This is a genomic window from Allofournierella massiliensis, from assembly GCF_004345265.1.
Classification (GTDB): domain Bacteria; phylum Bacillota; class Clostridia; order Oscillospirales; family Ruminococcaceae; genus Allofournierella; species Allofournierella massiliensis.
This window is the reverse complement of sequence record NZ_SLUM01000020.1, coordinates 41,966-53,374: the sequence shown is the minus strand read 5'-3', so window position 1 is coordinate 53,374 and position 11,409 is coordinate 41,966. Positions and strand designations below refer to the sequence as shown.

General features: G+C 61.3%; 10 protein-coding genes. All 10 read left to right on the top strand.

Features of this window, described 5'->3' with window-relative positions:
• Positions 1-78: 78 nt before the first annotated feature.
• The 10 genes from EDD77_RS11965 to EDD77_RS11920 all read left to right on the top strand — a co-directional run bounded on the left by EDD77_RS11965 (position 79) and on the right by EDD77_RS11920 (position 11,386).
• Positions 79-948, top strand: a complete 870-nt coding sequence (locus tag EDD77_RS11965; RefSeq protein WP_058963245.1) for an ABC transporter permease — start codon at positions 79-81, stop codon at positions 946-948.
• 16 nt (positions 949-964) lie between these two features.
• Entirely contained in the window at positions 965-2,266 is a 1,302-nt protein-coding gene (locus EDD77_RS11960) for an ABC transporter ATP-binding protein (protein WP_058963244.1), read from the top strand.
• The gene (locus tag EDD77_RS11955; RefSeq protein WP_058963243.1) at positions 2,267-3,262 is read left to right on the top strand and encodes a hypothetical protein; all 996 of its coding nucleotides are present in this window, start codon (positions 2,267-2,269) and stop codon (positions 3,260-3,262) included. It begins immediately after the preceding gene.
• A 118-nt stretch (positions 3,263-3,380) separates the two neighbouring features.
• The gene (locus EDD77_RS11950) at positions 3,381-4,112 is read left to right on the top strand and encodes a 3-deoxy-manno-octulosonate cytidylyltransferase (RefSeq protein WP_058963242.1); all 732 of its coding nucleotides are present in this window, start codon (positions 3,381-3,383) and stop codon (positions 4,110-4,112) included.
• Positions 4,113-4,138: 26 nt separating this feature from the next.
• Positions 4,139-5,689 (top strand): aldolase catalytic domain-containing protein, encoded by a 1,551-nt coding sequence (locus tag EDD77_RS11945; RefSeq protein WP_058963241.1) that lies wholly within the window; start codon positions 4,139-4,141, stop codon positions 5,687-5,689.
• Positions 5,690-5,696: 7 nt separating this feature from the next.
• Positions 5,697-6,206, top strand: coding sequence for a KdsC family phosphatase (locus tag EDD77_RS11940; RefSeq protein WP_242868305.1), 510 nt, complete (start codon positions 5,697-5,699; stop codon positions 6,204-6,206).
• Between the two features lie 4 nt (positions 6,207-6,210).
• Positions 6,211-6,900 (top strand): L-ribulose-5-phosphate 4-epimerase, encoded by a 690-nt coding sequence (locus EDD77_RS11935; protein WP_058963239.1) that lies wholly within the window; start codon positions 6,211-6,213, stop codon positions 6,898-6,900.
• Between the two features lie 35 nt (positions 6,901-6,935).
• A complete protein-coding gene (locus EDD77_RS11930; RefSeq protein ID WP_058963238.1) occupies positions 6,936-9,107 on the top strand; it encodes a DUF2142 domain-containing protein in 2,172 nt (723 codons plus the stop codon).
• A 37-nt stretch (positions 9,108-9,144) separates the two neighbouring features.
• Positions 9,145-10,212 (top strand): glycosyltransferase, encoded by a 1,068-nt coding sequence (locus EDD77_RS11925; RefSeq protein WP_058963237.1) that lies wholly within the window; start codon positions 9,145-9,147, stop codon positions 10,210-10,212.
• Positions 10,213-10,240: 28 nt separating this feature from the next.
• A complete protein-coding gene (locus tag EDD77_RS11920) occupies positions 10,241-11,386 on the top strand; it encodes a glycosyltransferase family 4 protein (RefSeq protein ID WP_058963236.1) in 1,146 nt (381 codons plus the stop codon).
• Positions 11,387-11,409: the final 23 nt, after the last annotated feature.

Genomic DNA, 11,409 nt, shown 5'->3' with positions numbered 1-11,409 from the left:
GTATAATGACATGATATTTTATCGCTTTTTCTTGTCTGATTACGCATCTGATTACGCAATAGAAAGGGAAATACGCTGATGGCCAAGCCCAACGAACAGCAGTGGACCACCGTTGTGAAACCCCGCACCGGCTGGTTCGACATTGATCTGAAAGAACTCTGGCATTACCGGGATCTGGTGACCCTGTTCACCAAGCGCAACTTCGCGGTGATCTACAAGCAGACCATTCTGGGCCCGCTGTGGATTCTGCTGAATCCGCTGATCACCACCATCCTGTTTAACGTGATCTTCGGCGGCATCGCCGGGCTGCCCACCGAGGGCGCGCCCAGCTTTCTGTTCATCATGGCGGGCAACACCCTGTGGACCATGTTTGCCGCCTGCATCAACAACACCGCCAACACCTTTGTGGCAAATGCGGGCATGTTCGGCAAGGTGTATTTCCCCCGCCTGACCATCCCCCTGTCTCAGGTGCTCACCGCGGCGATCAACTTTTTCATTCAGTTTGCCATGTTCCTGGTGTTCTGGGTCATTTTCTTCTTTAATCAGGAAACCTTCGGCGCCCTGACCATGACCGGCTGGGTGGTTTATCTGCCGGTGTGCATCATTCAGGTGATGCTGCTGGGTCTGGCGGTGGGCATCATCGTTTCCAGCCTGACCACCAAATACCGGGATCTGGCCATCGCCGTGACCTTCGGCGTGCAGCTGTGGATGTACGCCACCCCCGTGGTGTACTCCACCACCAGCCTGACCGAGCAGCCGCTGCTGAGCACCATCGTAAACCTGAACCCCATGACCGCACCGGTGCAGGTGTTCCGCATGGCCCTGCTGGGCTGCGGCAGCGTGAGCGTATCCGGCCTGTGGTACAGCCTTGCGGTGACTGCCGTGCTGCTGGTCATCGGCGTGGTGCTGTTCAGCCGCATCGAAAAGACCTTTATGGATACCGTGTAACAGGAGGATTTTTGCCATGTCCAATCACAGCGAGCCGGTACACAGCAAAGAGCCTGTCATTCAGGTATCCGGCGTAAAGAAACAGTATAAGCTGGGCCAGATCGGCGGCGGCACCCTCACCGCCGATCTGCAAAGCTGGTGGGCCCGCATCCGCGGCAAGGAGGATCCCAACCTGCCCATCGGCACCGACACCCGCCTGTTCGGCCAGACCTTCATGGCCCTGAACGGGGTGGATCTGACCGTTTACAAGGGCGAGGCGCTGGGCATCATCGGCCGCAACGGCGCGGGCAAATCCACCCTGCTCAAGCTGCTCAGCCGCATCACCGCCCCCACCGAGGGCGAGATCAAAATCAAGGGCCGCATCGCCAGCATGCTGGAGGTGGGCACCGGCTTCAATCAGGAGATGACCGGCCGGGAAAACATCTACATGAACGGCGCCATTCTGGGCATGACCAAGGCCGAGGTGGATTCCAAGCTGGATCAGATCATCGAATTTTCCGAGTGCGGCGATTTCATCGACACCCCGGTGAAGCGGTATTCCAGCGGCATGTTCGTGAAGCTGGCCTTCGCGGTGGCCGCCCATCTGGACAGTGAGATCATGGTCATGGACGAGGTTCTGGCCGTGGGCGACATGAAGTTCCAGCAGAAGTGCCTGGGCAAGATGAGCGACGTGGCGGGCCAGGAGGGCCGCACCGTTCTGTATGTGAGCCACAACATGAGCACCATCCGCCAGCTGTGCACCCGCTGCGTGGTGCTGGACAAGGGCAAGGTGATCTTCGACGGCAACGTGGACGACGCCATTGCCGTTTATATGGACACCACCGACGTGAACGTGGTGGACTATGACCTGCGCGAGATCGGCCGCATGAACACCAGCGCCGGCAAGCGGCTGCGGGTGGAGCGGCTGACCTTTCTGGACAAGGAAAGCAGCGTGTTTGCCGCCGGCGAGCCTTTGCGCATCCGCATCGACTGGCAGGTCATGCAGCACTTCGACGCGGTGAACATGAAACTGAACTTCCATTACCGGGATTCCACGCCCATCGGCATCACCCATCCCATCACTTTGGGCGAGGCCAGGCCGGGCCAGCGCTACTCCACCGTGTTCACGGTGGACACCTCCATCTTCAGCGAGGGCCAGTATTTCTTCTATCTGGACGTGTTCGAGCGGGAGCTGGCCAACGCCGCCTGCCTGGACAAGCCCGCCCAGGAATTTGCCTTCGAGATCACCAACATGGACCGCACCCTGCCGGAGTGGTCCAGCGGCTGGGGCCACATCCACTTCCCGCCGGTGACCGTCGAGTCCAGCGAGGTGCTGTAAATGGAGCGCCCCAATTTATACATCTGCCACACCGCCTATCAGGTGCTGGTGGACATGGTCCGGGCCATGGAGGACGCTGTGCCCCCGGAGCTTATTTTGAGCAGTGTCATCCCAAACACCGAAGAACTGGCCGGGCGGCTTTCCGCCACCGGCCTGTTCCGCTGTGTACGGGTTTTTGACGAACTTGCCTGCGGCAATGCCATTCAGCAGGGTTTTCTGCGCACGCTGCTGCTTCAGCGGGTGATGGGCCGCCGCAATGTGGAAAAATATTACGGCTTTTCCATCCGCCCGCAGGATTACAACGCCATTTACATTCACAACGACTGGAGCGTTCTGGGCCGGTATCTGCAGGATCTGAAAGCGCCTTACATCCTCTGTGAGGATACCATGGCCAGCACCTGCCGCCCGGAGCACCCCATCATTGACGAACAACGAAAGCTGCCCCACTTCAGGCTGCGGCAGAAATTCTGCTATGGCTATCTTTACTGGGGCGATTACAAACGGGTCACCGCGGTGGAGACTGAGTGCGCTGCAAAAACCGGCCTGTTCCCCGAAAAGCTGCGGGAGGATTCCAAGTCGGATCGGTTCCACCGGCTGACCGCCGACCAGAAGGCCCTGATTCGTCAGGTATTCCTGACCCGGCCTCTGCCGGAAAAGGCCGAGGGCGCGGTGCTGTTTCTGCCCCGGGACTTTGTGCCGGACGGTCTTTTGGACAGCGAGACCCAGAAAAAGATGTTCGCCGCCGTGGTAAAGGCCCACTGCTCCGACGGGCCGCTCTTTCTCAAGACCCATCCCCGGGATACCTTCGATTACTCCACGCTGTTCCCGGACGCGGTCATTCTGGAGCGCACCATGCCCAGCGAGGTGCTGAACTTCGCGCTGCCCTTCCGGTTCAAAAAAGCCGTGACGGTGGAATCCACCGTATTAAAGGCGCTGGAAGTGGCGGACGAAAAGCTGGAGCTGAGCCTCAGCGAGGCGCTGGCCCTGCTCCGCTGAGCCTTTTTTTGTGAAAAGAGCGCCGTGCGCTCATAATTTGTTCATACCAAGGCTTTACTATGAAATCAGGCGGCCCGCTTCATCGTTTTTATTGCGGGCCCGCAAGGAGGTTGTTCCTATGAAAATCATCGGCGTGATCCCCGCCCGGTACCAGTCCAGCCGGCTGCCCGGCAAGCCCCTGGCCGACATTCTGGGCAAACCCATGATCTGGTGGGTCTATCAGGCAGCAAAAAAATGCGAAAAGCTGGACGATCTGGTGATTGCCACCGACGACGAGCGGATCATGGAGGTCTGCCGCCAGTACGAGATGCCCGCTCTCATGACCCGTGCCGACCACGACACCCCCACCGCCCGCATCCACGAGGTGAGCTGCATGCTGGACGCGGATCTGTATCTGCAGATCATGGGCGACGAGCCGCTGATCGACGCCCGGGCCTTTGATCTGATCCTGCCGGACAGCCTGCCCGAAGACCCCTACTATGTGGCGGGTGTGACCAACATCATGGACCACCCGGCAGATGTGATCGACTTCTCCAACCAGAAGGTGGCCTGCAATGCCCGCCGGGAGATTCTGCTGATCTCCCGCAGCCCCATCCCCTACCCCAAGGGAACGGCGGATTTTGAATACGAAAAAATCACCGGCATTCAGCTGTTCAGCAAAAAGGCGCTGGATTTCTATGCTGCCACCCCCAAGAGCGCGCTGGAAAAAGCCGAGGAAAACGACCTGATGCGCTTCATCGAAAACGGCCACACGGTGCACGCGGTGGTCTCCCCCTACAAGACGGTTTCGGTGGACACCCCAAAAGACGTGGACATCGTATGTGAGATCCTGAAACAGCGCGGCAACTGAATGAATGCCGGGAAAGGAGCTGCTCTATGTACAACCTGAAACTTCTGGACTGCACCCTGCGTGACGGCGGGTACATCAACGACTGGCGCTTCGGCTACGAAAACATCCGCGACATTGTGCGCAGCCTGGTGAAGGCGGGCACCGACATCGTGGAGGTGGGCTTTCTGCGCAACGTGGACTACGACCCGGACTGCACCCGCTGGAACACGGTGGCCGAACTGAAGAAGATTCTGCCCGCCGACCGGAAAAACGTGATGTTCAGCGGCATGGCCCTGCACAACTTCTACGACATCGACAAGCTGGAGCCCTGGGACGGCACCGGCATCGACCTGATTCGGGTGACCTTCCACGACTACGACATCGAGGAGGGCCTTGCCTTCTGCCAAAAAGCCCAGGACAAGGGCTACAAGATCAGCTGCAACCCCATCAACATCATGGGCTACTCCGACGCGGGCGTGCTCTGGCTGGTGGAGCAGGTGAACAAGATCCATCCCTACGCCTTCTCCATCGTGGATACCTTCGGCAGCATGCGCCAGCAGGATCTGGACCGGATCGTGAGCCTGGTACACAACAATCTGGCCAAGGACATCACTCTTGGCCTGCACCTGCATGAGAACATGGCCCTGAGCTCCAGCCTGGCCCAGAGCTTTGTGAACAAGCACCTGAACCGGGACGTGATCGTGGACGCAAGCCTTCTGGGCATGGGCCGCACCCCTGGCAACCTGTGCATCGAGCTGATCGCTGACTACCTGAACCTGAACTTCGGCAAGCAGTACGACATCGACTGCATGCTGGACGCCATTCAGGACCAGATCATGCCCATTCGGGAGAAGGAGCCCTGGGGCTATTCTCCGCCCTACTTCCTGTCTGCCCGGTACAACCTGCACCGCAACTACGCCGAGCATCTGCTGGGCAAGGGCGATCTGTCCAACCGGGACATCAACCACATCCTGAGCCGCATCGCCCCGGAGAAAAAGACCGCCTTCGACGCCGCCTACGCGGACGAGCTGTATGCCCAGTACAAGGGCAGCGCGCTGGACGATGCCGCCGACCGGGCAAAGCTGAAAGAGCTGCTGGCCGGCCGGAAGATTCTGGCGCTGGCCCCCGGTCAGACGCTGGACACCCACCGGCAGGCCATCGAGGCCTATATCGCCGAAAACAACCCGGTGGTCATCAGCGCCAACTTTGTGCCGGAGCATTACAAGGCGGATTTCGCCTTCTTCACCAACGGCAAGCGGTTTGAAAAGCTGGAAGGCTGCCCCTGCGCGGTGATTGCCACCAGCAACCTGCAGGGCGAAGCGGACTACCGGCTGGACTACAACAGTCTGGCCGGCGCCTTCGACAAGGGCTCCAACAGCCTGATCATGCTGCTGCATCTGCTGGCAGCGCTGGGCGTGGAGGAGGTATCCATCGCCGGCGCGGACGGCTACGGCCCCGGGGACGACAACTACTGCGACCCCCGCATGAAGAACCACACCCTGCGGGGCGCGGACTACAACCACGCCATGGCCGAGGCCATCCGGGCTCAGGCGCTGCGCGTAGAGTTCGTAACCCCCAGCTACTACGAAAAGGAGTAACATGCCCATGCAGACCAAACTGCTTGTGCTGGACGTGGACGGCACCCTCACCGACGGGGGGCTGTATCTGGATTCCACCGGCAACGAAACCAAAAAATTTACCGTGAAGGACGGCGCGGGCCTTGTGATCGCCCGCACCGCCGGCATCAAGGTGATGATCCTCACCGGCCGGGAAAGTGAACCGGTACGCCGCCGGGCCGAAGAGCTGCATCTGGACTACTGCGTGCAGAACTGCAAAAAGAAGGCCGAGTATCTTGCCGCCTTTCTGGCCGAACAGGGCCTTGCCCGGGAAGAGGTGGCCTATGTGGGCGACGACTGGAACGACATGGCGGCCATGAAGCTGTGCGGTTTTGTGGCCTGCCCTGCCGACGCTGCCGCCGAGGTAAAGGCCATTGCCCACTACGTCTGCCCCCAGAAGGGCGGCGAGGGCGCGGTGCGCGGCGCGGTGGAGAAGCTTTTGAAGGACGCGGGCTGTTTTGAGCAGGCCGTGAACGCCGCCTTCGGCGCGGGGGTGTGAGCCCATGTACGAAGCACTGAAGCAGGCGGTATGGGCCGCCAATCTGGCCCTGCCCAAAGCCAACCTCTGCCTTGCCACCTGGGGCAATGCCAGCCAGGTGGACCGGGATGCGGGCGTGTTTGCCATCAAACCCTCCGGCGTGGACTACGACAAAATGCGCCCGGAGGACATGGTGATTGTGAGCCTTGCGGACGGCAGCGTGGTGGAGGGCGAGCTGCGCCCCTCCTCCGACACCAAAACCCATCTGGAGCTGTACCGGGCCTTCCCGGCCATCGGCGGCGTGGTGCACACCCACAGCCGGTGGGCCACCGTCTTTGCCCAGGCCGGGCGCCAGATCCCGGCGCTGGGCACCACCCATGCCGACACCTTTTACGGCCCGGTGCCCTGCGCCCCTGCCCTGACCAGAGAGCAGGTGGAGGGCGATTATGAGACCAGCACCGGTCTGGTGCTGGCCGCTGCCTGCGCGGAGCACTATGAAGCCGTTCCCGCCGGGCTGGTAAAGGGCCACGGCCCCTTCACCTGGGGCAAAAACGCGGCGGATGCGGTGGAGCATGCCATCATTCTGGAAGAGGTGGCCATGATGGCCTACCACAGTCTTGCGCTGGGTGCACAGCCGGTGGACGATTACCTGCTGAACAAGCACTACCTGCGCAAGCACGGCCCGGGGGCCTACTACGGCCAGTCGGGCAAGTAAATCACGGGCCAGGCCCGAACGGAAAGGGTTTTCCCATGGAAAAACTTCTCACGCAACTCAAAACGCACCGCCGCCTTCTGGGCGGCGCTGCGCTGCTGGCTGTGGCCTTTTTCATCTTTGCCTGTATCTGGCTCACCCAGGTGCGGGGCAACGGCGAAAAAAGCCGCAGCTGGATGATCAATGACCAGTTCAGCGAGTTTGCCCTCATCGACGATACCGTGACTCAGGACTTCGTCTGCGACCGGGACCTGCTGTACATGGGCTTTGCCTTCAAGGTGCAGAAGGCGGGCGACGAAGGCCCCGCCGGTGTGCTGGAGCTCACCCTCACCGATCTGGACACCGGCGAGGTGCTGGCCACCAGCGAAGGCGACATGAGCAATATTCTGGACACCACCGAGGCCTACTACACCACGCTGGGGCTTTCCCAGCCGGTGGAGCTGACCTCCTTTGGTGAGCGGCACTATCGGGTGACTCTGACCGCTCACTACACCGGCGAGGGCCGTCTGCTCATCGGTTACACCCCCACTGCAAACGAAGCGGGTCTGGGGCTGACCGTGAACGGCCAGCCCACCGAGGGCATGCTGGCCATTCTGGGTGTATATGCTCAGATCGGCGGTTTTCTGACCAAATTCTACTGGGTCATTGCCCTGCTGGCGCTGGTTCTCATCGGGGCCGGCTGGTGGCTGTTCACCGGGCAGAAGTGCCCGCTGCACCGGATGGTGTTCTGCTTCGTGCTGGCACTGGGCATTCTGTTCAGCATGGTGCTGCCCCCCTATTCCGCGCCGGACGAGCAGTTCCACATCAACCAGAGCTTCACGCTGGCCTCCACCATCTATGACCCGCACCTGCCCATTGCGCAGAGCCAGATCCACAGCACCATCCGACGCCCTTCGGATCAGGACGTGATCGTGCAGGATGGCGAAACCACAGTATTCACCTGGCAGCATATTGCCAAGAATCTGCTTACCACCAGCCCCGATCCCTTCACCGCCACCCACGACTTCGATGAATATCAGGTGGACTCCAGCTACACCATGTACTGGATCAGCGCGCTTGGCGTGCTGGCGGGCTTTCTGCTGCGGCTGGGGTTCATCCCCACCCTGTTCCTGGGCAGGCTGACAAACCTTCTCTTCTTCGCATTTCTGGCCTCCTGGGCGGTGAAGCGCACCCCGGTGGCAAAGGCGGTATTCGCCACAGTGGCCCTGCTGCCCATGACGCTGCACCTTGCCGCCTCCTACAGCCGGGATTCCAACCTGCTGGCGCTCTGCCTTCTGTTCGCGGCGCTGGTGCTGGATCTGGCTTTCGGCCCGACGGAAAAAATCAGCTGGAAGCAGCTGATTCTGCCCGCACTGGCCGGGCTGCTGATCGTGCCCTCCAAAATCGTATATTTCCCGCTGGCACTGCTGGTCTTTCTGATCCCCGCCGCCCGCCTGGGCCGGTTTTCCAAGGCGATCAAGGGCGGTTTCCTTGTGCTGTGCATGGTGGTGTTTCTGTCCAGCGCGGGCGGAACGCTGACGCTGGGCGGCTTTGTAAACGGCGATACCCCGGTGGCCGCAGGCGCGGCCTCCTCCAGCGCGGCTGTGCAGGAAGCGGAACCGGCCGCAAGTGTAGCCGCGGAGTCTGAATCCGCCCCCGCACTGGAAAGCACAGCCTCCTCCGGCGAAACCGCCGTGGCGGATTCCGCCCCGCAGCCTGCCTCGGAAGAGCCCGTGCAGGACGACAGCGTGTGCTATTCGCTGCCCTATATTCTCAGCCATCCGCTGGACACCGTGGAGCTGCTCATCCGCTCGGTGGTGGAGTACGGCGAGCACTATGTGAAAACACTGGTGGGCGGCACCCTGAGCTACTTTGACCCGGGCGTGCAGATCGCCTGGACCTGGGTGGCCGCACTGCTGATTCTGCTGGTTCTGGCCTGGCTGCAGCCCGGCTTTGAGCTTCCGGTCTGGGCCAAGACGGTCTGCCTGCTGATCGGCCTTGCCTGCTGTGGGCTGGCGGTGCTGGGCTGCGTCTCCTGGACGCCCACCTACTACACCACCATTTACGGTCTGCAGGGGCGGTATTTCCTGCCGGTGCTCAGCCTTTTGCTGCTGGCCCGGCCCAGACGCCTGCTGCTGCAAACCGATTTCACCCGCGGCCTTGTGTACGCTGTGACGCTGGTGGACATTCTGGTCGTGTTCAATGCTTTTCTTTCCATTCTGGCCCGGTAAAGGGCCAAACGCCATCCGTTAAGGAGTACGATATTTTATGGATTACAAGCAAATTCCCGTGATCATTCCCTCTCTGGAGCCGGACGAAAAGCTGCCCCGCCTGCTGGAGCAGCTGCACAAAGCGGGTATTCAGAACATCGTTCTGGTGGACGACGGCAGCGGCCCTGCCTACGCCCATTTCTTTGAGGAAGCGCAAAAACGCTGGGGCTGCCCGGTGCTGCGTCATGCAGTGAATCTGGGCAAGGGGCGGGCGCTGAAAACCGCCTTCAACTACTGCCTGAACACCTGGCCGGATGCCCCCGGCTGTGTGACCGCCGATTCCGACGGCCAGCATACCCCCGCCTGCATTCTGAAGGTGATGAAGGCCCTGACCGACCGGCCGGACGCACTGATTCTGGGCTGCCGCAACTTCGACGAGAAGGACGTGCCGCTGCGCTCCAGCTTCGGCAACAAGTGCACCCGCTTTGTGTTCAAGGCGCTGGTGGGCCTTGCCATCACCGATACCCAGACCGGCCTGCGGGCCATTCCCACCGCCTTCATGAAAAAGCTGATGCACACCGGCGGCGAGCGGTTCGAGTTCGAGTCCAACATGCTCATCGACACCAAGGACGCCGGAGTGCCCATCGTGGAGGTACCCATCGAAACGGTTTACATCGAAGAGAACAAGACCAGCCATTTCAATCCGCTGAAGGACTCGGCCCGCATCTACGCGGTGTTCGGCAAGTTTTTGTTCTCCTCCCTCTCCTCCAGCGTGGTGGATCTGGCGCTGTTCAGCCTGTTCTGCTTCCTGCTGGCGCCGGTGGTTTCCGGTACGCTGTACATCACGCTGGCCACCGTGTGCGCCCGCGTGATCTCAGCCACCTACAACTATCTGCTGAACTACAAGATTGTGTTCAAGAGCCGGGAAAACCACGGCATGGCCGCCGGCAAGTATTTCCTGCTGGCCGTGATTCAGATGGCCTGCTCCGCCGGTCTGGTCAGCCTGCTGTATGCCCTCACCGGCGGCTTCTCCGAGCTGGTGATCAAGATCTGCGTGGACGTGTTCCTGTTCTTCATCAGCTTCCAGATTCAGCGGGAATTCGTTTACAAAAAGCGCGGCGCGTAACGCGGCCCGCACACGGGAGGTTCGCTTCGTGACCATCTGTTTTTTCTCCGCCCAGTATCTGCCCACGGTGGGCGGGGTGGAGCGCTATACCTTCAATCTGGCCCGCCGGGTGGTAAACGCAGGCCACAATGCCATTGTGGTAACCAGCGCCCTGCCCGGCCTGCCGGATACCGAAACCGACGAACACGGCATACGGATTATCCGGCTGCCGGTGTGGCCGCTGATGAACGGCCGGTTCCCGGTTTTAAAGCCCGGCAAGGCCTTCCGGGCGCTGGCAGCGCAGCTGTGGGCAACGCCCATTGATTTCTGCCTGATCAACACCCGCTTTTACATCAGCAGCCTGTATGCGGCCCGGCAGTGCAAAAAGCGGGGTATCCCCGCCATTGTGGTGGATCATTCCACTGGCCATCTGCCCATGGGCAGTCCGCTGCTGAACGCGGCCGGGGCGTTTTATGAGCATCTGGCGGCCGCCTGGCTGAAGGCCTGCGGGCCCCGCTTCTTCGGCGTGAGCCGGGCGGTATGCCACTGGCTGGAGCACTTCGGCATTCATCCCGCCGGCCAGCTGTACAACGCGGTGGAGCCTTCCGAGGTTCGGGCGCTGGCCCACGCGCCGGACGCGGTGGACTGGCGGGCCCGGCTGGGCCTTCCGGCTGAGGAAAAGCTTGTGGTTTTTCTGGGCCGGGTGATCCCGGAAAAGGGCGTGGCCGAGCTGGTCGACGCTTTTTCTTCCGCCGGGCTTTCCGGGTGCAGCCTGGTGGTGGCCGGCGACGGCCCGCTGCTGCCCAGGCTGCGGGAAAACTGCCCGCCCGGCGTGCATCTGGCAGGGGCAGTGCCTTATGCCCAGGCCATGCAGCTGCTGGCCCAGGCCCAGCTGTACTGCCTGCCCACCTATTACGCCGAGGGATTTCCCACCACCTTTCTGGAAGCGGCTGCCTGTGGATGCCCCATTCTGACCACCCGCACCGGCGGAAGCGATGAGCTTCTGCCGGACGAAAGCTACGGCATCCAGCTGGACGGAGTGGACTCCACCTCCCTTGCTGCTGCCCTGAAATCCTGCCTGACGGACGATGCCTGGCGCTGCGAGGCTGCCCGGAAAACCGCTGCCCGGCTGGAGGAACACTTCACCTGGGACGCTGTGACCCGTGAGCTGCTGCGGCTTGCCGGCGCACAATAACCTGACTGCAAAGGAATTATAAC

Coding starts and splice junctions, on each gene's coding strand:
- EDD77_RS11940 (WP_242868305.1), top strand. CDS start 5,697: ATGCAGACCAAACTGCTTGTGCTGGACGTGGACGGCACCCTCACCGAC.
- EDD77_RS11960 (WP_058963244.1), top strand. CDS start 965: ATGTCCAATCACAGCGAGCCGGTACACAGCAAAGAGCCTGTCATTCAG.
- EDD77_RS11965 (WP_058963245.1), top strand. CDS start 79: ATGGCCAAGCCCAACGAACAGCAGTGGACCACCGTTGTGAAACCCCGC.
- EDD77_RS11950 (WP_058963242.1), top strand. CDS start 3,381: ATGAAAATCATCGGCGTGATCCCCGCCCGGTACCAGTCCAGCCGGCTG.
- EDD77_RS11925 (WP_058963237.1), top strand. CDS start 9,145: ATGGATTACAAGCAAATTCCCGTGATCATTCCCTCTCTGGAGCCGGAC.
- EDD77_RS11955 (WP_058963243.1), top strand. CDS start 2,267: ATGGAGCGCCCCAATTTATACATCTGCCACACCGCCTATCAGGTGCTG.
- EDD77_RS11935 (WP_058963239.1), top strand. CDS start 6,211: ATGTACGAAGCACTGAAGCAGGCGGTATGGGCCGCCAATCTGGCCCTG.
- EDD77_RS11945 (WP_058963241.1), top strand. CDS start 4,139: ATGTACAACCTGAAACTTCTGGACTGCACCCTGCGTGACGGCGGGTAC.
- EDD77_RS11930 (WP_058963238.1), top strand. CDS start 6,936: ATGGAAAAACTTCTCACGCAACTCAAAACGCACCGCCGCCTTCTGGGC.